This window comes from Marinomonas piezotolerans, assembly GCF_003362755.1.
GTDB lineage: Bacteria > Pseudomonadota > Gammaproteobacteria > Pseudomonadales > Marinomonadaceae > Marinomonas > Marinomonas piezotolerans.
This window is the reverse complement of the sequence record NZ_QKRA01000001.1, coordinates 138,160-158,662: the sequence shown is the minus strand read 5'-3', so window position 1 is coordinate 158,662 and position 20,503 is coordinate 138,160. Positions and strand designations below refer to the sequence as shown.

The 20,503-nt window shown below is 46.0% G+C and carries 17 protein-coding genes; 11 read left to right on the top strand and 6 right to left on the bottom strand.

Going from position 1 to position 20,503, the window contains the following annotated elements:
* Position 1 precedes the first annotated feature (1 nt).
* Together DN730_RS00665 and DN730_RS00660 are read right to left on the bottom strand one after the other, a co-directional pair.
* Positions 2 to 364, bottom strand: a complete 363-nt coding sequence (locus tag DN730_RS00665; RefSeq protein ID WP_115466187.1) for an IacB protein — start codon at positions 362 to 364, stop codon at positions 2 to 4.
* A 57-nt stretch (positions 365 to 421) separates the two neighbouring features.
* Positions 422 to 1,618, bottom strand: coding sequence for an acyl-CoA dehydrogenase family protein (locus DN730_RS00660; protein ID WP_115466186.1), 1,197 nt, complete (start codon positions 1,616 to 1,618; stop codon positions 422 to 424).
* 621 nt (positions 1,619 to 2,239) lie between these two features.
* Here DN730_RS00660 and DN730_RS00655 point away from each other — a divergent pair.
* The 10 genes from DN730_RS00655 to DN730_RS00610 all read left to right on the top strand — a co-directional run bounded on the left by DN730_RS00655 (position 2,240) and on the right by DN730_RS00610 (position 13,173).
* Positions 2,240 to 3,385: an ABC transporter substrate-binding protein gene (locus DN730_RS00655; RefSeq protein WP_115466185.1), complete on the top strand. Its 1,146-nt coding sequence runs from the start codon at positions 2,240 to 2,242 to the stop codon at positions 3,383 to 3,385.
* A 117-nt stretch (positions 3,386 to 3,502) separates the two neighbouring features.
* Positions 3,503 to 4,540, top strand: coding sequence for a branched-chain amino acid ABC transporter permease (locus DN730_RS00650; protein ID WP_115466184.1), 1,038 nt, complete (start codon positions 3,503 to 3,505; stop codon positions 4,538 to 4,540).
* Positions 4,541 to 6,340 (top strand): branched-chain amino acid ABC transporter ATP-binding protein/permease, encoded by a 1,800-nt coding sequence (locus DN730_RS00645; RefSeq protein WP_115466183.1) that lies wholly within the window; start codon positions 4,541 to 4,543, stop codon positions 6,338 to 6,340.
* Entirely contained in the window at positions 6,340 to 7,101 is a 762-nt protein-coding gene (locus tag DN730_RS00640; RefSeq protein ID WP_115466182.1) for an ABC transporter ATP-binding protein, read from the top strand. The genes DN730_RS00645 and DN730_RS00640 overlap by 1 nt, the downstream gene beginning before the upstream one ends.
* A 90-nt stretch (positions 7,102 to 7,191) precedes the next feature.
* Positions 7,192 to 8,175, top strand: coding sequence for a ketopantoate reductase family protein (locus DN730_RS00635; RefSeq protein WP_115466181.1), 984 nt, complete (start codon positions 7,192 to 7,194; stop codon positions 8,173 to 8,175).
* Positions 8,176 to 8,212: 37 nt separating this feature from the next.
* Entirely contained in the window at positions 8,213 to 8,974 is a 762-nt protein-coding gene (locus DN730_RS00630) for a class II aldolase/adducin family protein (protein ID WP_115466180.1), read from the top strand.
* 165 nt (positions 8,975 to 9,139) lie between these two features.
* The gene (locus DN730_RS00625; protein WP_115466179.1) at positions 9,140 to 9,622 is read left to right on the top strand and encodes a MarR family winged helix-turn-helix transcriptional regulator; all 483 of its coding nucleotides are present in this window, start codon (positions 9,140 to 9,142) and stop codon (positions 9,620 to 9,622) included.
* A 531-nt stretch (positions 9,623 to 10,153) separates the two neighbouring features.
* Positions 10,154 to 11,188, top strand: a complete 1,035-nt coding sequence (locus tag DN730_RS00620) for a TRAP transporter substrate-binding protein (protein WP_115466178.1) — start codon at positions 10,154 to 10,156, stop codon at positions 11,186 to 11,188.
* Between the two features lie 97 nt (positions 11,189 to 11,285).
* On the top strand, positions 11,286 to 11,843 hold the full coding sequence (locus DN730_RS00615) for a TRAP transporter small permease subunit (protein WP_115466177.1): 558 nt from the start codon (positions 11,286 to 11,288) through the stop codon (positions 11,841 to 11,843).
* Positions 11,836 to 13,173, top strand: a complete 1,338-nt coding sequence (locus tag DN730_RS00610; protein WP_115466176.1) for a TRAP transporter large permease — start codon at positions 11,836 to 11,838, stop codon at positions 13,171 to 13,173. Before DN730_RS00615 ends, DN730_RS00610 begins: the two co-directional genes overlap by 8 nt.
* 45 nt (positions 13,174 to 13,218) lie before the next feature.
* On the opposite strand, the gene DN730_RS00605 is transcribed toward DN730_RS00610, so the two are convergent.
* Together DN730_RS00605 and DN730_RS00600 are read right to left on the bottom strand one after the other, a co-directional pair.
* On the bottom strand, positions 13,219 to 14,451 hold the full coding sequence (locus DN730_RS00605) for a dihydrolipoamide acetyltransferase family protein (RefSeq protein ID WP_115466175.1): 1,233 nt from the start codon (positions 14,449 to 14,451) through the stop codon (positions 13,219 to 13,221).
* A 10-nt stretch (positions 14,452 to 14,461) separates the two neighbouring features.
* A complete protein-coding gene (locus tag DN730_RS00600) occupies positions 14,462 to 16,567 on the bottom strand; it encodes an alpha-ketoacid dehydrogenase subunit alpha/beta (protein ID WP_115466174.1) in 2,106 nt (701 codons plus the stop codon).
* A gap of 158 nt (positions 16,568 to 16,725) precedes the next feature.
* Between DN730_RS00600 and DN730_RS00595 the strand changes: the two genes are divergently transcribed.
* Positions 16,726 to 17,208: an Lrp/AsnC family transcriptional regulator gene (locus DN730_RS00595; protein ID WP_115466173.1), complete on the top strand. Its 483-nt coding sequence runs from the start codon at positions 16,726 to 16,728 to the stop codon at positions 17,206 to 17,208.
* Between the two features lie 124 nt (positions 17,209 to 17,332).
* Here DN730_RS00595 and DN730_RS00590 read toward each other — a convergent pair whose 3' ends face one another.
* Positions 17,333 to 18,796 carry an NAD-dependent succinate-semialdehyde dehydrogenase gene (locus DN730_RS00590; RefSeq protein WP_115466172.1) on the bottom strand — a complete coding sequence of 488 codons (1,464 nt, stop codon included), beginning with the start codon at positions 18,794 to 18,796 and terminating at the stop codon, positions 17,333 to 17,335.
* 45 nt (positions 18,797 to 18,841) lie between these two features.
* Complete coding sequence (locus DN730_RS00585) at positions 18,842 to 20,419, bottom strand: BCCT family transporter (protein ID WP_115466171.1); 1,578 nt, start codon at positions 20,417 to 20,419, stop codon at positions 18,842 to 18,844.
* Positions 20,420 to 20,503 lie beyond the last annotated feature (84 nt).

The following is a 20,503-nucleotide window of genomic DNA, read 5'->3' as shown; positions in this document are numbered from 1 at the left end:
CTTAAGCGCGTTGAACAATCAGTTCACGGCCAATTCGAGATTCGATTTTCACGTAACGCCATAGTTTGTAAGGCGTATCACCCACGGCCGTTGAACGTAGCAAATTACAGCACGCAACCACGGTATCGTAGTCTTTAACGTCCGCTAGAAGGTATGTCGTCCAAGGGTAGCCAGCAGATGGTCCCACCATGCTTTGGTCGTCATCCATATTGCCGATGACTTCAACACCATCCATATCATGAATGCCATTCCACATTTCACCGAATGCTGCCCACACGTCTAATTGCTCTTCACGTGGTGCGTCCATGAAATTCTGGTTAATACCCATGCAGAACAAGACGCGTAATGGTTTTTTGTCGCTCATAATATGTTTCTCCAATAATCAATGACTGTGTCTAAAACAGATACTTGCAGGCTTGCCTTATAAGTATCCTGGTAACGGTTTTTGTCCGAAGAAGATGGCTCCGGCGTTCTGCCAAGTAATATCGCCCATGAATGCATGCTGAGTAACAACTTGCGCATCGTTGACAAAGCGAGACAGAGGGCTGGCTTTATATACGCCTGTCATACCGGATACCATTTGCACTTTACGCGCAACATCAGCACCCACTCGAGACGCATGCGTCGAAGAAAGACGTAATAAATTGATTTGCTCTACAGACAACTCTTCGTTCTTCTCTAATGTCTGCCAAGCATCATTGATTGACTCATAAAAGAAGCAACGCGCTGCGCGTAGATCGGCATCCGCTTTTGCGACTTCTGCTTGAGTGAGAGGACGTTCGCCAATGTTGGGGGCTCCAGTCACTGACGCGCGGCCTGCCGCCATCGCTTTAAGTTCGTCCAGCGCCGCACGCGCGATACCCAAACCTACGACCGCCAAAACTTGAGTCGCTAGAGACAGTGATGGATAACGAAATAAAGGCCCATCTAAGCTCGACGCACCGCCTCGGATACAGGTCCATTCTTCAGGCACATCAACATTGTTCACAACTAAATCATGACTTCCCGTGCCGGCCATCCCAGTCACATCCCAGTTATGCTCAATTGTTAGCTTACTTGCAGGCATAACGGCCATGCGTGGCGCTCCGATCGTTTCGCCTTCACTATCTTTGGGCAAAATACCCACGCCCACCATATCTGCTCCTTTGGAGCCGCTAGACCAGCTCCAACGGCCTTTTACATTGTAATTTCCTGCACTAAGTTCCGCAGCTTGAGGTGGAAAGATACCCCCAGCGAAAACAACATCAGGTGAATCAGCATAGATTTTCTCTAACGTCGGCACTGGCAATGCGGAAAGATAGATAGCACCAATACCAAAACTAGCTACCCAGCCTGCCGAACCGTCTGCCTTAGAAATTTCCTCTACCACCTCACAGAACTGAGCTGGGGTTATTTCATCGCCACCGAATTTCTTTGAAACTAAGGCACGATAAATACCTAAACGTCGAAACTGCTCAATGACATCTTGGCTAATGAACTGCTGACTATCGAACTCGTTGTTACGAGCACGAACTCTAATGTCATCCATTACCTGTTGAAAATCGTCAGTCCCCAAAGCATCAAATACTGATCCTGAGGGCTTTTCTTGGTTAGGCGTACCTTTGTAATTCAGACTCATAATTAACTCCTCTAATGCAGACTTAGCTACTGACTCTCTGGGTAGAGCGTACTGTTCAATTGAAGATTCTTATTGTTTTTACTGCATTAATAAAAAGTTTAAGAACTTCTCCGTCTCCATCGAACAACAACATAAATCACGTCATCCAACATCCAGTTTGCAGCACTCAAAAAACATTAAATCAATGTATAACGAATACTCATAAGGTCGTATTAATTAGTTTATTTGTCAACTAATTTTTCAATTTAAACATCAATAAAAAGAGCAAGCCTAAAATTCCAAAAAATCAAGTTTTCAGATTAAAATCGATAAAATAATGCTATATACATTTGATTTTAAACAAAAAATAGATATTTTTTCTCTTCTCAAATCATCCAGAGGAAATCAGGAATTAACTTTTAGAAATTTTTTTTGAGGTTTTTTAGGTGTATTTTTGTCGTTTTTTTATGTTGTTTTTTACAAAAAACAGTGGCAAGCTAAATTTCGAACAATAAAGAAATATGCATCCATTTAATGAATGCTGATAACAAGAATGACGCCCGCTTAAGTCACAGTTAATGAGGTTTATAAGGGCGGGTAACACTTAAACTCACCTAGTGTTCGCTACAAAAGGAAACTCCTATGACACCCAAGAAATTAATTTCAACCTTATTCCTAAGCTCTACATTACTCACTCCTATTGCGCATGCTGATATCAAAATCGGCGTCGTAAGCTCTAGTACCGGCCCCATAGCACTGGTGGGTATCCCTCAGAAAAACACTGTTCCTCTGCTCCCGACATCCGTTGGCGGCGAGACGATTACATACATCCCACTGGATGACGGCAGCGACCCTACTGCCACAGTTAAGGCGTTTAAGAAATTAATTGATGAAGAGAAAGTTGATGCCATCATCGGCCCCAGTGGTTCTGGCAACGCAATGGGCGTTATTCAGTTCGCCGCTGAATCCGGCACACCAATGCTGGCACCCGTAGGGACGGCAGCAGTTGTTTTACCAATGACCGAACAAAAGAAATGGGTATTTAAAACCACGCAAAACGACGACCTTATTGCTGATGCATTGGTCGGCCATATGAAAGCAACGGGGGTTAAAACCATTGGTCTTATTGGCACGGCGGATCCTTACGGTGAAAACTGGGCCAAGGTTATGAAAGACCTAACTAAAAATGCTGGCATTGAAATTGTTGCAAACGAGAAATTCCAGCGCCAAGACACCTCGGTAACAGGCCAGAGCTTAAAAGTTCTACTGGCCAACCCTGATGCGGTTTTAATTGCCGCTCCAGGTAGCTCATCAGTCATGCCTCAAACCACTCTTAAAGATCAAGGGTACGGCGGAGAAATCTATCAGACTCACGGCGCTGCACTCGATCCGTTCCTTCGCCTAGGCGGAAAAGCGGTCGAAGGGACCATTCTGGCTGCAAGCTCTATGCTGGTATTAGACGAAGTTCCAAGCAGCGACTCTAAAGAAATCGCCACCAAATACATCACCGATTACAAAGCACTTTATGGCGAGACCCCGGCTACTTTCGGCGGCAATGTTTTGGATGCAGGCCTGCTTCTCGAAAACGCTATTCCAACCGCTCTTAAGTCCGGCAAACCAGGATCAGCAGAGTTTCGTAGCGCACTTCGTGATGCACTTGAAAACACCAAAGAAATGCCAGCAACACAAGGCGTATACAACATGACGCCTGAAGACCACAGTGGCTTCGACGAACGTGGTCGCGTTTTGATTACGGTCAAAGATGGCAAATGGGCATTAGTGAAGTAACTCGCTCTGTCTAAAGGGGGAGGCAAACACAACCCCAGCCTCCCCCAGCAATACAATAATTAATAAATGTGTCCGCGAAGTCACAAAGATCGATGAGAACAAAAGGAATCACTCCAAATGAACATTCAGATTGCCACACTGCTTGGACAGGATGGCTTAACCAATGGGGCCATATACGCCTTATTGGCCCTGTCAATTTTGTTGGTTTTTACGGTTACTCGAATACTTCTCATCCCACTAGGAGAATTCGTTACATTTGGCGCACTGACGATGGCAGCCATGCAAATGGGCAAAGCCCCCAATATAGAATGGTTGCTGCTGGGACTTGTCCTAATCGATTGTGCACTGGACCTATACCAATACCTCAAGCACCGAGCAGAGCCTAAAAAACTCAAAGTCATCGCACTTAAACTAAGCTATGTCGTCATTATGATCGGCCTTCTGAACCAGCTTCCGCTGTCAGAGATTCCAATGGCCCTACAAGTCGTCTTAACACTATGCTTAATTGTGCCAATTGGTCCCATTATGTACCGCCTCTTCTTCCAACCATTGGCGGAAGCACCAGCGCTGGTTTTACTGATTGTATCCATAGCGCTTCACGTCGCGATGGTAGGTATCGGCCTATTACTGTTTGGCCCCGAGGGCGCTCGCACAGAACCTTTCTCGGACTCAAACTTCCGATTAGGGTCTGTGATGCTAAAAAGCCAAACACTGTGGGTCATTCTGGTATCGATTTTCCTTATCGTGACATTGTTCATCGCTTTTGAACGCACGCTTTATGGCAAAGCACTGCGCGCTACCGCTGTGAATAGGATGGGCGCTCGCTTACAGGGCATCTCGCCTGTCTTTGCAGGCAAAGCTACGTTTGCCTTAGCCGCCTTTATTGGTAGCGCATCAGGAATATTGATCGCCCCAATCACCACTCTGTATTACGACTCTGGCTTCATTATCAGTTTAAAAGGTTTCGTTGGAGCCATTATTGGCGGCCTAGTTAGCTACCCGATTGCCGCTATCGGTGCCGTCGCAGTGGGAATGATCGAAGCCTTTTCCATGTTTTGGGCAAGTAACTACAAAGAAATCATCGTTTTCACCCTGATTATCCCATTCTTAATCTGGCGCTCGATGAATAGCCATAGCGTAGAGGATGAAGAATAAATGAAACCACGTTACTTAATTATCATTGGCTTAGTCTTACTCGCCATTGCACCCCAAGTACTACCAACGTTTCAGGTTACTCTACTGAACTATATCGGTCTGTACGCTCTCGTTGTATTGGGTTTGGTATTACTAACAGGCGTTGGTGGCATGACCAGCTTTGGCCAAGCGGCTTTTGTTGGGCTTGGCGCATATTCCACCGCTTACCTAACGACAACAGAGCAACTACCAAGCTGGCTGGCTTGGTCAGCAGGATCTCCTTGGATTGGCTTGCTGATCGGTTTGTTATTAACCGCTGCGGTGGCTTTATTTCTTGGCGCTTTAACCCTTAAATTATCTGGACATTATTTACCGCTTGGCACGATTGCTTGGGGTATTTCACTGTATTACTTGTTTGGCACCATGAGTTCTATGGGCGGTCACACAGGCATCAGCGGCTTACCCTCTTTGAGTCTGTTTGGTGTCGTTCTTGATAAAGGTGAGAAAATCTATTACCTGATTTGGGTCATTTTGTTGGCTGCTGTTTGGATTACCAGCAACCTCCTTAATTCCCGTGAAGGTCGCGCTATTCGAGCTCTAAAAGGTGGTCAATTAATGGCGGAATCTATGGGCGTGAATACGTTCCGCTCAAAAATGGTTATCTTCTTAATCTCCGCCCTATTCGCTGGTATTTCAGGCTGGCTTTATGCGCACACTCAACGCTTTGTTAATCCAACACCTTTTGGACTTAGCATGGGTATTGATTACCTATTTATGGCATTAATTGGTGGTGTCGGCAGCGTTTGGGGAGCATTACTGGGTGCTGGCATTTTAACCATGCTCAAGCAATGGCTTCAAGATTGGCTACCCCTAATCATGGGAGGCAATGGGCAATACGAAACGATTGTGTTAGGTCTGCTAATCGTTTTTATGATGCAACGTTCTCCAGGCGGGATCTGGCCTTTGCTCGTAAGACTCGCACCGGCGTCTTGGCGCAATCAGAACCACATAAAAGTCGACGCTTCTGCTGAGAATCTACCACGCCGCGATTTGCCCGAAAAAGGCCAGTTAGTATTAGAAGCTCGCAACGTTACTCGCCGCTTCGGTGGTTTGGTGGCCAACAACCAAATGAACCTACAGCTGCATGCGGGCGAAGTACTTGCTCTAATCGGCCCAAATGGCGCGGGTAAAAGCACGATGTTTAATCAGCTTTCTGCGGTCGATACACCAAGCGAAGGTGAAGTACTGTTTTTAGACCAAAGCTTAAAAGGCAAAACCTCTCGCGAGGTGGCACACATGGGCATGAGTCGTACCTTTCAGCACGTAAAACTCCTCACCACAATGACGGTGTTAGAAAACGTGGCATTGGGTACTCACATGCGTGGCAATAAAGGCATTATTAGCGCATCGCTTCATATTGAACGCGAAGAAGAGCAGCGCCTTCTAAAAGAAGCACAATTCCAGCTTGAACGCGTGGGTTTAGGCGAACACCTTTATACCGAAGCGGGCAGCCTATCTCTCGGTCAGCAACGTATTCTTGAAATTGCCCGCGCACTTTGTGCTGATCCCTGCGTGTTACTCCTAGACGAACCTGCGGCAGGGCTAAGACACAAAGAGAAGCAAGCGCTTGCAGAGCTACTCCAAAAACTTCGACAAGAGGGCCTCGCCATTCTATTGGTTGAACATGACATGGACTTTGTGATGAATCTGGCCGATCGAATTGTCGTGATGGAATTCGGTGAAAAGATTGCAGAAGGCTTACCCGAAGAAATTCAAAGCAATCCCGCTGTCTTGGAAGCTTACTTGGGAGGCGCAGAATAATGACTCAATCAACAGAGAAAAACCTTTTAGATGTCCGCGACCTTCATGTTGCTTACGGCAAAGTAGAGGCACTAACTGGTATCGATTTAACTCTAAAAGAAGGGAAATTGGTCACCGTTATTGGTCCAAATGGTGCCGGTAAAACAACACTGTTATCAGCCATTATGGGGATTCTCCCCTCCAAAGGCACGATCCACTTTAATGGCAAAGATTTTATCAGCCCAAATGTTGAAACCCTTGTAGGCCATGGTCTCGGATTAGTACCGGAAAAGCGCGAGCTGTTTGCCACTATGTCGGTTCAAGACAACCTATTGCTCGGAGCATTTCAACGCTACCGTCGTGGTGATAAAAGTTACGACCAAACTCTGGGCGAAATTTATAAGCTTTTCCCACGCTTAGAGGAGCGCCGCCAACAACAAGCAGGCACCTTATCTGGTGGCGAGCGACAAATGCTAGCCATTGGTCGTGCCATGATGAGTAAGCCGAAACTCTTGATGCTAGACGAGCCGAGCTTAGGATTAGCTCCCTTAATTACGCGTGAGATATTTCGTATTTTTGCTGATCTGCGAAGCCAAGGCGTATCAATCCTTCTGGTGGAGCAAAACGCACGTGCAGCCTTAAAAGTCGCAGACTATGCCTATGTTCTCGAAGGAGGACAAGTAGCGATGCAAGGTCCTGCAGCAGAACTCGCTAACGACCCCAAGGTGATCGAGGCTTACTTGGGCCTAGCGAGCAAGCACCAAGAATTACTCTCTAGCTAATAGACCCAAGAAACAACGTTTACCAGCAGTTGGAGAGAGCTCTCATACCTTTGGGACTCTCTCCTTTTTTTTAAAAAGGAATTGTTGATTATGAACATTTGTATTGCTGGCGCTGGCGCTATTGGATGCACACTCGCCGCCCGTCTATCTGAATCAGGGCAAAATGTTAAAGTACTCGCTCGGGGTGCCACGCTTGAAACACTGAAAAGCACAGGTATTCGTCTCACTGATATAGATGGCGAACACACAGTCAAGGTCTTTGCCTCAGATTCAGCAGAAGAAATTGGCCCGCAAGATCTCATTTTCATTTGCTGCAAAGCCCCCGCTTTGCCTGCCATGCTGAAGCTCATCAAGCCTATGCTACATGAAGAAACCATTGTCATACCTGTAGTGAACGGCATTCCGTGGTGGTATTTCCAAGGGGTTGAAGGGCGCTTCTCTGGGGACACCATTCAAGCCATCGACCCTGAAGGAAGTGTAAGCAAACTACTCCCTCACCCTCATCTTATTGGCTGCGTGGTGTTTATCACCGCATTCAGAAATGCACCCGGCGTGGTCACCTCCACCAACCCTCACCTGATTGTATTAGGGGAAATCAATCACGAGATGAGTGATCGACTCGAACAAGTGCGTAAAGTCATAGAAGATGCAGGAATCGAAGCACGCGCTACGGACAACATCCGTGATCAGATATGGACCAAAGTAGCCGCCAACCTTACTTCAAACCCACTCTCTGTTGTGACCAAAGGCACATTGGAGCAATTGTACAGTGACCAACGCTTGAAACTTCTGGTGCGTAAAATACTTGATGAAGTGATGCTGGTTGCGGCCGCCTACGGAGCCCGAATTCGCTTTGACCCCTATACCTTTATGGAGCTCGGAGCTGGCATGGGCGCAGTAAAAACGTCAATGCTACAGGACTACGAAGCCAATCAAACCCTAGAGCTTGACGCAATTGGCTACGCCGTCTTAGAACTGGCTGAGAAAATCAGCATTCCAATGCCGACTACAAAGCAACTCCTGGACCTAACTCACTTTGTTGCTTCACAACCTTTATCTAACACGCAATCTTAACACTGACAAAACCATGAATTTATAAAAGGGACACAACATGAATCATTCAGCACAACGACCCACCCACATCAGCGAAGAAGAATGGGCACTTCGCGTAAAGCTGGCTTATTGTTACCGCTTAATAGATTTTTTTGGCTGGACAGAAACCATCTTCAATCACATTTCAGCTCGTCTCCCTCACATTGAAGGCGAGTATCTAGTGAATCCATTTGGCCTGAATTACACAGAAATCACGCCAGAGAATCTAATCAAAGTCGATGTCAACGGTCAAAAGCTTGATGATTCACCATACGATGGTAATCCAGCAGGCTTTGCGCTTCACGGTGCCATACACGCTGCACGAGACGACATACACTGTGTCATTCACACCCATACGAACGAAGTGTCCGCTGTCGCAATGAAAAAACAGGGCTTTAACCACGACAGCTTCTACGGAGCACAACTCTATGGACGTGTTGGTTATCATGACTTTGAGGGCATCACATTATTTGATGACGAAAAAAGCCGCATGCTAGAGAGCCTCGGACAAAAGCACATTCTAGTCTTACGAAACCACGGTATCGCCGTGGGGGAATTCGATATAGAGCGAACTTTCTTCCTGCTATGGACCGTACAACGCGCAGCGGAAATTCAAGTCACGTCTGGCGCACTAGGTGGTGAAGATGTAACGCTCGAACAGAATATACAAGAAAAGTGCGCAAACCTGACGCAGATGCTAATTAAAGATAGCGGCTTTGCCGATAAATTCTACACAGCAATGGTTCGTAAACTGGAGGCCGAAAAAGGCCCCTGCTGGTAACTTTAGCTTCGAATAATGGTCAGCAATCTGCTGACCATTATCCAACAAAACGCACCAATATAAAGATAATTGATAATCATTATCAATGTTGATAATTGAAAATTCAATTGACTAGATTTGCCTTTCTTTGTACATTCTCAAAAGAATTACAATCAAGGAATCTTTATGAGCAGTAAATCAAGATCACCAAGAAGTCAACGATTTAACCCTGGAAGTGATGACTTTCATAAAGAAGACTTTCCTTTTTACTGGTTAAATCAAGTTCATGGCCGCTACAGCGCTGCTGTTGAAAAAGCACTAAAAAAAGTGAACCTCGATATTCCAAGATGGCGAATCTTGATGACGTTAAAAGAAGAAGGCACCTGCAGCGTCTCAGAGATTGCCCTTCATGCGATCGCAAAGCTACCTACTGTGACAAAAATCATTCAACGAATGAAGCAAGATGGCTTGGTCGACACCAGAGTGAGAAGCGATGATGGTCGCGTGACAGAAGTCATGATCACCGAAAAAGGCCTAGACGCTGTTCAAGACATTCGTTTTGCCACAAGAGATCTATTCAAACAAAGCTTCAAAGGGCTTACTGAGGCCAAAATCCAAAGACTCAACAAACTATTGGAAGAGCTTTTTCATAATTTACCAGAGCACTGAGCCTAGAACGCCAACACACTCCCCCTCCCCTCATCCATGCCCTTATTAAGCGCCATTGTTATCTCATGAGAGATTAATGCTCAAACATGGTGCTCTTATATTTTTTTCTCAATCAAACACATTTTTTTTAACAAAAAAAATCATAACAAATAAAACTACCTCACACTCTCTTCATCACATCACAAAACAAGCATAAAACAAAAAATTCTTTAAAAATCAATATTTTATAAAAAATCCACCACTTTATAGACTGTATCAACGCTGCAACCTTTAGCCTCAAAAAGCAAAAAATTCGTAAAAAATTAGCTTGGCACAATACTTGAATACATGATTTTTTATTTGAACTTTCAAATATAAATGTGTTTTTATAACACTGCATTATGACTCTCTCAGGTGAGTCGAATTAAAGTTCAAATAAAAATTAATGCGGATCAAACCGCCAAATGCAGCTCAAGTTATCTTTCGATGGTGAGCACCAACAAGGAAGCTCAATTCATCTTTAGATCGCGAGCACCAACAAGGAGAGACCCTATGTGTTACAAGCCATTTGTCACAGCTGTAATTTCATCCATAGCCGTATTGGGATCCATTGGAGCAACAGCAGCTCCAGTCCGCTTAGATATTCAAAGTGCCTGGCCACTGACACTGCCTGCCAGTGGACAAAGTGCTCAGCATTTAGCCGATAGGCTCAAAACCACCTCAGAAGACATTAAAGTAAAACTTTACTCCGCCGGGAAACTCGTTCCTTCCCTAGAGATCTTTGACGCGGTACAGCAAGGCACACTGGATGCTGGCTACACCTCACCGCTTTACGTTGCTGGGCGATTCCCTGCCCTACAACTTTTCGGCGGCATCCCATTTGGTCCGTCAGCGTTAGAGATGTTGGATTGGGTACATAATGGCGGCGGCCTTGAAATTTGGCGTGATATTTATGCCAAACAAGGTGTTGTAACCGTGCCATGCGGCCTGATGGATGCTGAAGCGGGTGGTTGGTACAACTTCGAAATTAACTCCATCGATGACTTAGACGGCAAAAAAATTCGCTTTGCAGGACTTGCAGGTGAAGTTATGAAAAAAGCCGGCGCATCAGTCGTATTGCTTGGTGGTGGTGATATTTACCCTAATTTAGAGCGCGGCGTCATAGATGGAACTGAGTTTTCTATGCCAGCAATTGACGTTGCAATGGGATTTGAAAAAGTCGCTAAATACTACTACTTACCTGGCTGGCATCAACCTGCCGCGGTCAATGAGCTCATCATCAACAAGCGTAAATGGGACTCGATGAGCCCAGCACAGCAAGGTTTGATCGAAGATACCTGTCGTGAAACGCAGTTATGGACCGTCACGTCCACGACCGCTGCCAACTCTGATGCGATTACTCAATTCAAAGCGGCTGGCACAGAGATTAAATCCTTCCCTCCTGAAGTACTGGCCGAGTTCAAAAAAGGCACCGAGGAAGTGATGCAAGAAGCGGCAAGTAAAGATGCTGACTTCAAGCGCACGTTAGATTCACTTAACAGCTACCGCGAAAAAATAGCGTTATGGTCAGAATATAAAGGCAGTTAACGTCTAGTAAAACCGAGAATCTCGCTCCCAGGATTCTCGGTTTTGCCCTTTACACCCGCACTCTCTTCCTTACCCTACACAATCGGAGTATTTTTTTATGCGCAGCATAAACTCCATAGCACATAAAATAGAAGCCCTGTCGGTCGCTGTCGGCAAGGTGGGCTCTCTCATTCTGCCGCTGCTGATCTTAACTATCTTGATCAACGTTATTTTGCGCTACGTGTTTAACATCGGCTTAGTTGAATTAGAAGAAGTGCAATGGCATTTAAACGCCATTGTAGTCATGTCCTGCTTAGCTTACACCTACCAAGCAGACGAACACATTCGAGTGGACATACTCCACAGTAGATTCAGTCCCAAACGCCGCGCTTGGGTCGAGATTCTAGGCATCTTATTTTTGCTGTTTCCTTACGTCATTCTCGTTTCGTGGCATGCATGGGGAATCGCCAGTTACTCTTGGTCGTTACGCGAAGGCTCACCCATGCCCTCTGGCTTGCCCGCTCGCTACATTATCAAAGGTGTGATGGCACTTGGCTTAAGTTTGCTGGCTCTCCAAGGTGTTGCCATTCTATTGCGTAACGTAGCTTTTTTAATTCAACCAAACGGCGCATCCGCCCCATCAACGTCAGTAAATAAGGGGACGCACCATGAGTGAGTTATTCGTATTTCTACTGTTCTCAAGCTTCATGCTCATTCTTTTTTCTGGCTTTCCAGTCGCCTTTATCTTAGGTGGTGTCGGCGTATTATTCGCGACGTTAGGCAGCATACTTGTTTCATTTGAGATCTACGACGTCGCTGAGTTACGAACCATTGGTTTTGTCGCCAATCGGACATTCTCCACCATATCCAGCTATTCGCTTATCCCCATGTCGATGTTCATTTTTATGGGTTACATGCTGGATCGGTCTGGCATTGCAGAGCGCTTAATTGAAGCTATGCGCCGTGTGTTGGGTAAGACACCAGGCGGATTAGCAATCGCCGTGGTGTTGATTGGTGTCGTACTGGCTGCCTCTACTGGGATTATTGGTGCTTCGGTAGTTTTGCTGTCCACCATCGCGTTGCCCACTATGTTTAAAGCAGGATACGCAAAATGGATCAGCGCAGGGACTGTCGGCGCAACAGGCTGCCTTGGTATTCTGGTACCGCCTTCTATCATGCTGGTTGTGATGGGCGATCAACTACGAATCCCGGTTGGCGACCTGTTTATGGGCGCCATCGTTCCGGGTCTGTTACTCGCTACCAGTTTTGTGCTTTTTATCTTTATTTATGCGCTGCTTAAACCTTCCAACATGCCCAAATTGGTTTTAGAAGAAGACGGCGGCATTAGTAAATTCGACATCATTTTAGATATCTCTAAAGCGTTGTTTGCGCCGCTGCTATTGGTTCTTACCGTATTGGGATCAATCATCGCTGGTATCGCTTCACCCACCGAAGCCTCTGGGATTGGTGCAGCGGGTGCCACGCTTCTCGCTTGGAGTTCTGGTCGATTAAAATGGCAGGATTTACGAATCGTTTGCTATCAAACTGGGCGTTCCGTCGCCTTCTTGTATGCACTTATCTTTGGGGCGTCCTGCTTCTCAGTTGTCTTGCGCGGGTATGGTGGCGATGAAGTCATTGAAAACGCGCTGTACGCTTTACCGCTGAGTCCGGAAGGCGTGTTGTTTTGCGTGATTTTCATTATCTTTCTATTAGGATTTTTCTTGGATTGGATGGAAATAGTCTTAATCATTGCCCCGCTGGTCATGCCGATTTTGGTCAACTTTGGCTTTGATCCTGTGTGGGTCGCGATTCTAATGGCGTTGTGTTTGCAAACATCCTTCTTAACCCCTCCTGTTGGTATGGCACTGTTTTACATACGAAGCGCCGCCAGCGATATCAGCATGGCAGAGATCTACAAAGGGGCCGTCCCATTTGTTTTGCTGCAATTGTTAACGCTTTCTATCGTAGCGCTTTATCCATCACTGGTTACATGGCTATTGAAATAAGAGGTAAAAAAAGGGCGAACTCACTTTACGTGGTTCGCCCTACGTCTACTTATGTAATGGCCAATGCTCTATCGCCTCAACAAAATGACTTAAAAACAGGTTCGTCTGATAAGCATCTAATGCTCGGTGATCAATCGACAGCGAAACATAACATTTGGGCCGAACGACAACGGTCTCTGCACCCTCCACTTCTTCCACGACAGCTCTCTTTTCCAGTTTCCCGATACCCAGTATCGCTACTTGAGGCTGGTTGATGATAATAGGGGCCGCAAACAAGCTACCACTTACGCCATGGTTTGAGATGGTAAAGGTCCCACCTCGCATATCCGCAGCAGTCAGTTTACCTTGCCTAGCCTTGTCAGTTTGATGTTGAAGCGCGCTAGCGATGTCAAACAAGTTCATTGCTTGAACCTGTTTGACGACCGGAACAACGAGTCCATCATCACCCAATGCGGTGCCAACACCGATATTAATGTCTTTAAAGATTTCTAAACAATCCTCGTGAAAGCGCGAATTCACCACTGGCACTTTTTGAATCGCTTTGGCACTCGCAGCTAAGAAATAAGCCGTAAAGGTCAGCTTAACACCAGCCTCTTCAAATCCCATTTTGCACTGCTTTCGATGCTCAATGACACGCCCCATATCCATTTCGAAAACGCTCGTCACATGAGGAGAAGTGTGTAGTAAACTGTCTACCATATGGCTTGCAATTTTTTTGCGCATGGCGCTGTGGGGCACACGTTCACTGTTTAGCTCATGCTGCGTATCGCAACGCTTATCTACTTCTGTCCTGATTTGAGTTGACGCGATAAACGTAAGAACATCATCACGTGTAATTCGCCCCCCTTTCCCTGTTCCAGTAATAGTCTCCAGATTTAAATTGTATTCTCTTTGAAGTTTCCTCACTGCAGGCCCAACTAAATGCCGTTTAGTGGTCTCGTGGTCGACATTTGCTCCTTTCGGGTTTGGCTCAGAGCTTTCTTTAACCTCGGTATTCACATCAGGTGCTATCGTCTGTTCAGCCCCTCTTTGATCGACACAATTTAAGTAGCCAAGAACCGTGCTTTCATCCACGTCGTCACCGGATTTCGCAATAATATCGACAATTGCCCCGTCATCTTCAGCGCACACTTCCATCGATACTTTGTCCGTTTCCAACTCTAGGATCGGATCACCTTTACTAACATAGTCACCTTTTCCAACCAACCAGCTCGATAGAACGGCAGCCGTCCCTTCTAAAGCCCCCTTAGGAAGAGTAATCGTCATGGGTTCATTCATTGTTTTTCCCTCACACTTCAATCAGCTTTTTCATAGCTTGGGCGATGCTTTGCTCAGTCGGTACGGCTTTTTCTAACAACAAAGCATTATGGGGATTGGGGATATCAGGCATGGTAAGACGCTGAATCGGAGCATCTAAGCTGAAAAACATCTCATCCGCTATGGTTGCGACGATCTCCGCACCAAAGCCTGCGGTTTTATTGTCTTCATGTACAATCAAACAACGTCCAGTTTTCTCGACTGACGCCAGTATCGCGTCTTTATCCCAAGGCTGAAGGGTACGAAGGTCAATCACCTCTATACTCATATCTAACATGAACGCCGCTTTTTCACAGCGCTCCACCATTGCGCCCCAGCAAATAACGGTTAGGGCTGTGCCAGCAATAATGGTCTTAGCTTGCCCAAACGGAATGACGTAATCGTCACCAGGGTATGGGCGACGTGACCAGCTATTATCTAGTAATGATCGATGTTCAAAGAAGATAGTCGGGTTGTTATCTCTAAGCGCGTAACGCAGTAACCCCACTGCATCCTCAGCATTCGACGGCATGGCTAACTGCCAACCCACTTTATGCGCCCATTCCACCTCATCACTCATGGAATGCCAAGGGTCACCTCGACGTGCAAAACCTCCTGGAATTCGAACCACCATGGGAGCTGCAAATTGATTGTTAGTGCGCCAGCGCATAATCCCAGTATCAGACAATTGCTCTGCCGCAGGCTCTGCGTATTTACGAAATTGAATCTCCGGCACCGGCATTAAGCCACTCAAGGCCAGCCCTACCGAGCGACCAATAATGCCCTCCTCAGATAAGCTGGTATCAAACACTCGCTGGTTGCCAAATTTTTCATTTAGCCCAAGTGTCGCCGCATGAACACCGCCTTTTGGACCCACGTCTTCACCAAAGACAAGAACCTTAGGGTTTGTCTCAAGCTCATAGTCCAATGTCTTGCGGATCGCAGTGAGCATATTTAAACGCGCGCCTTCTGGCTTAGGTTGCACACTTTGCACAGGAAAAGTATACCCACTGGCTGCCAACCCACCTCGAAGCTGAACTTGATCTTTTTCAGCGTATACATATCGAGTTAGACTTTCTGGATCGGGCTGCGGACGTTGTTTCGCTCTATCAACAGAATCGCGAATTGCCGTCAGACATTCATCTTCTAACGCCTGCCATCCTTCATCCGTAATTAAGCCCTTACCCAATAGATAGCGTCTTAGTTTAGGCAATGGGTCTTTGGCTTGCTCTTGTGCAATAAAATCTGCGGATTTGTACGTTTGAGTATCTTGGAAAGTATGGCCACATAAACGGGGGACTTTTAAGCGTAGCAAACACGTTCCTCGACCGGATCGAACATATTCAACTGCTTCTTTAATCAACATGGGCGTCAATTCTGGGTCAGTGCCATCACCATCGATGATTTTGAGGTGTTTGTAAGCTTTGAGATTGGCGACCTGATCACCACCCGGTGTTTGAACTTCTTGAGGGACCGAAATACCGTATCCATTATCTTCAATGTAAAAGAGATGCGGTAAATTATTGGTGGTTGAGATGTTTAATGCCGCCCAAAAGCCACTCGTCGACATGGAAGAATCTCCTCCCATCGAGACAGCTATCGCACCTTTATAGCGCTCGTCTTTTAGCTGATTCCGATGATACAGAATGGATTGTGCCCAACCGGAGATCGGTGAATATTGCGCACCAACGCCGCCACACATTGGAAATAACATAGCACCGTTTCGATTTACATTGGGGTAATTGCAAACGACACCGATATCTCGTCCATCACTGTAACCTCCTGCCTTAGCCAACGGCGATGCAACGACTTCATCTAATTCGATACCCAAACTCATGACAAACGGTCTGGAACGATAGTAGCCCGTAGCGGCGTCGTGAGGATGCGTCAAAAGTGACCCTAAAAGAATTTGAGCAAAATCGTGCCCACGAGCAGAAAACTGATTAAACACCAATTTTTCTGGTACAAGCTCTTGTTCTTCTATGTCATCAAGAGCACGTGAGAGGAGCATTAATCGGCTGACTGTTCGCCAATCAAAATTAGGTTTTTCAGAAACCAATGTCGTCGTACGGTTTGGACTTTGTAACAATTGAGTCATAGGATTACACCACCTTTCGCCGCTTTTCAGCTTTATTTTTATAAGTATGATGATGTAAATATTATCCGCTATCAGACGAAATTATCTTTCTTTATTGCCGACTGTTTGCAAGACTTAGCAACAACGTTTCTCCAAATAACAATAAATGGAAACACATTATGCTCGACAAATTCGATATTAGTATTCTTGCCGCCTTGCAAAATAATGGCCGTTTAAGCAATCGAGAGTTAGCGGATAAGATTGGTCTGTCTAACGCGCCATGCTGGCGACGCTTAAAGCGACTCGAAGATGAAAGGTATATCAGTGGCTATAAAGCGGAACTCGATGGCAAAAAGATCAATTTAAATGTTATGGCTTTTGCGCAAGTATCAATGGATAACCATCACCCCGAAACACTGGAGCCATTTCTTACTATTGTGAGCAATTGTCCAGAAATTCAGGAGTGCCATTCAGTGAGCGGTGATTGTGATTACCTGTTGAAAGTCGTCACTAGAGATCTCGATAGCTACGATGAACTTTTAAGTCACAAACTGTTGCAGGCAAAGGGCGTGCGTTCTGTCAGCACTATGTTTTCTATGAGGCAACCAAAAATAACAAGAGAGTTCCCACTCACTGAACTCCCTATCGGCGATGCCACCTAATACAACTTTATGAGACAGGGCATCCACCCAGTATTTTCCTACCAGAGATCGTTCTGATCCACGTTCGGGTGTCACCGACTATCGAGAGACACCCGAGCGAAATGCTAGACTATGATTAAGAAAATCAGATATCACCAAGGCAGATGTATTTCATTTCTAGATAGTCATCTAGACCATATTTAGAACCTTCTCGGCCTTGGCCAGATTCTTTTACGCCACCAAAAGGAATCATTTCTGAACTAATCGCCGTCTCATTGACCCCGACCATGCCGTATTCCAAGCGCTCACTGACACGCCAAGATCGCGATTGATCTTTGGTAAATAAATAAGCCGCTAAGCCAAACTCCGTATCATTAGCCATAGCGATGGCTTCGTCTTCTGTCTCAAACTTAAAGATCGGCGCAACGGGCCCGAAGACCTCTTCCTTCGCTAAACGCATGCTTTGATCCAGATCTCGAATAACAGTCGGTTGGAAGAAGAAGCCGGCACCTTCTTTAACCTGCCCACCTACAGTCAACTTAGCACCTTTACCTAAGGCATCGCTTACCAAATCTGTCACACCTTCTACGGCATTGCTATTGATTAATGGCCCCATCGTGCTACTTTCTGCAAGACCTTCTCCAAGAACGAACTGCTCTACCTTGGCGGTCAAACGGCTGACGAACTCATCATAGATACCACTTTGCACTAGGATACGGTTGGCACAAATACACGTCTGGCCCGCGTTACGGAATTTCGCTGCGAGTGCTCCTTGAACAGCTTTATCAAGATCCGCATCATCAAACACTAATACAGGAGCATTGCCACCTAACTCCATCGATGTCCGCTTAACCGTTTGCGCGGACTGTGCCATCAGCACTTTACCCACACGAGTAGAGCCAGTGAATGTCACCTTTTTCACCAAAGGGTTGTCCGTCAGTTGTGCGCCGATCTCAGAAGACTTCTTACCTGGAACGATATTGATCATTCCTTTGGGGATGCCAGCGCGCTGAGCTAACTCAGCTAAAGCCAACGCTGATAGAGGCGTTTCTGCCGCTGGTTTAAGTACCACCGAACAACCTGCCGCTAGTGCGGGCGCGATTTTTCGAGTAATCATCGCTATAGGGAAATTCCATGGCGTAATCGCCCCAACGACACCAATCGGTTGTTTAATGACAATCGAGCGGCGATCCTGCGTTGTGCTCGGTAAAATGTCCCCATATATACGCTTCGCCTCTTCTGCGAACCATTCAATGTAGGATGCTCCATATGCCACTTCGCCCTTGGACTCAGCAAAAACTTTACCCTGCTCTAGTGTCATAATGGTGGCTAAGTCATCTTGGTTCGCCATTACCAAATTAAACCACTCGCGTAATAGAGCCGATTTCTCTTTCGCGGTGTACTTAGTCCATTCGGACATCGCTGAATGAGCCGCTTCAATCGCTCGTTGTGTCTCTACCGGACCTAAGTCAGCTACGTTAGCGATGCATTCTCCTGTGGCTGGATTAAACACCTCAAATTCTTTTTCAGAATCCGATGACACCCATTCGCCATTAATATATCCCTTTGTTTTTAATAAACTTTTATCGCTTAGCTTTTGATCGAACATAATCTGCTCCTAATAGCAGGGCCACAGCCCTGCATCACATAATGATTAAATTGGTTTGGATAAATCTTCATTGGTGTACCGAATCCCATTCGCCTCATCGTTTAACCCTTTCACCAACGCCCAACACATAAAGATAAACACGACTGAGAATGGAAACGCCGCAACAATAGAGGCCGTTTTTAAAGCATCTAGACCACCTGATAGAAGCAATATTCCAGATACCACACCTAACCCAATTCCCCACGCTGCGCGCAACCAATTTGGTGGATTCGCAGAGCCTTGAGAAACAATTGTACTGATCACCAAGGTGCCAGAGTCCGCAGACGTGACAAACCAAGTCACGATAAGGAATGTAGATAACCCTGCGATAATACCCGTCATCGAGTCAACACCTAGCGCTTCAATCGTACTGTAAAGTGCTTGGGTCATATCAGCATTGACGACTTCGGTGAGGTTTCCACCTTGGAATAAGTCGATGTGTAGAGCCGTTCCCCCGAAAATGACGATCCAAAGAAAACCACCTAAAGGCGGAATAATCAACGCCGACAAAAGGAACTGGCGAATAGTACGACCACGGGATATACGAGCAATAAACATCCCCACTAGTGGGCCCCAAGACAACCACCAGCCCCAGTAGAAAATCGTCCACCAACCTTGCCATTGGCGCTCAGGCTCAAGATCAACCCAAAAGCCCATTGAAACAAATGAAACAGCGTAGTCACCAATACTTGAGACCGCTAGATCCATTAGAAAAACAGTCGGGCCAGCCAAAACAAAGAACAGTATCACCAGAACGCTCAAACGAATGTTCCAAACACTTAGAATTTTAATACCACGACCCACGCCTGAAATAGCAGAGATGGTGGCTATTAGAGATACGATGGCGATCAATATCAGTTGTGACTGAGTAGATATTGACATACCAAAAAGGTAATTCAGACCCGCATTCATCTGTGAAACACCTAGCCCCAATGTCGTCGCTGTACCAAACAAGGTGCTGAATATTGCGAGTAAATCCACCGCATGACCAATCGGGCCATTCACTCTTTCACCGAGTAGAGGATACAAGCCCGAACGCACAGTAAGAGGTAGACCGCGACGATAACAAAAGTAGGCAAGACATAAACCGACCATGATGTATACGGCCCAGCCATGCAGTCCCCAATGAAACATAGTGACTTCTATCGCCATCTGTGCCGCTTCAACGGTATTCGGCTCAATCCCTCTCATGTCCAAGAATGGGTTACCCTGCATGTGCGTAATCGGTTCCGCAATGCTCCAAAAAAGCAGCCCCGTTCCGATAGCGCAACTAAATAACATTGAGAACCAAGCTGTAAAGCCAAATTCTGGTGTTTCATCGTCGCGTCCCAAACGAATCTTTCCGAACCGACTAAAAGCGACCCAAACAGAAAATGCCAGTACGCCACTTACCACCAAAATGTAATACCAGCTTAATTGAGTCGTTATCCAGCCGTTTAAGGTATTAAAGACTTTGTTCGACAACTCAACATTGGTAACAGCAAAGACAACAAATGCAAACACCATAAGGCTGGATGCTATGCACATGAACTTATTCGTGCCCGCCAAAAAACCTTGGTGAGCCACGGCATTGCTAGGTTTCATAAAAACTCCTAAGCAGTGCTCTCATCGAAATGAGAGCTTATTTTTATTGTTAATTTTCTAGCCAATTACCCTTATTTAGGGCGC

Coding starts and splice junctions, on each gene's coding strand:
- DN730_RS00600 (WP_115466174.1), bottom strand. CDS start 16,567: ATGACTCAATTGTTACAAAGTCCAAACCGTACGACGACATTGGTTTCT.
- DN730_RS00620 (WP_115466178.1), top strand. CDS start 10,154: ATGTGTTACAAGCCATTTGTCACAGCTGTAATTTCATCCATAGCCGTA.
- DN730_RS00630 (WP_115466180.1), top strand. CDS start 8,213: ATGAATCATTCAGCACAACGACCCACCCACATCAGCGAAGAAGAATGG.
- DN730_RS00645 (WP_115466183.1), top strand. CDS start 4,541: ATGAAACCACGTTACTTAATTATCATTGGCTTAGTCTTACTCGCCATT.
- DN730_RS00655 (WP_115466185.1), top strand. CDS start 2,240: ATGACACCCAAGAAATTAATTTCAACCTTATTCCTAAGCTCTACATTA.
- DN730_RS00590 (WP_115466172.1), bottom strand. CDS start 18,796: ATGTTCGATCAAAAGCTAAGCGATAAAAGTTTATTAAAAACAAAGGGA.
- DN730_RS00650 (WP_115466184.1), top strand. CDS start 3,503: ATGAACATTCAGATTGCCACACTGCTTGGACAGGATGGCTTAACCAAT.
- DN730_RS00640 (WP_115466182.1), top strand. CDS start 6,340: ATGACTCAATCAACAGAGAAAAACCTTTTAGATGTCCGCGACCTTCAT.
- DN730_RS00615 (WP_115466177.1), top strand. CDS start 11,286: ATGCGCAGCATAAACTCCATAGCACATAAAATAGAAGCCCTGTCGGTC.
- DN730_RS00585 (WP_115466171.1), bottom strand. CDS start 20,419: ATGAAACCTAGCAATGCCGTGGCTCACCAAGGTTTTTTGGCGGGCACG.
- DN730_RS00660 (WP_115466186.1), bottom strand. CDS start 1,618: ATGAGTCTGAATTACAAAGGTACGCCTAACCAAGAAAAGCCCTCAGGA.
- DN730_RS00635 (WP_115466181.1), top strand. CDS start 7,192: ATGAACATTTGTATTGCTGGCGCTGGCGCTATTGGATGCACACTCGCC.
- DN730_RS00625 (WP_115466179.1), top strand. CDS start 9,140: ATGAGCAGTAAATCAAGATCACCAAGAAGTCAACGATTTAACCCTGGA.
- DN730_RS00610 (WP_115466176.1), top strand. CDS start 11,836: ATGAGTGAGTTATTCGTATTTCTACTGTTCTCAAGCTTCATGCTCATT.
- DN730_RS00665 (WP_115466187.1), bottom strand. CDS start 364: ATGAGCGACAAAAAACCATTACGCGTCTTGTTCTGCATGGGTATTAAC.
- DN730_RS00605 (WP_115466175.1), bottom strand. CDS start 14,451: ATGAATGAACCCATGACGATTACTCTTCCTAAGGGGGCTTTAGAAGGG.
- DN730_RS00595 (WP_115466173.1), top strand. CDS start 16,726: ATGCTCGACAAATTCGATATTAGTATTCTTGCCGCCTTGCAAAATAAT.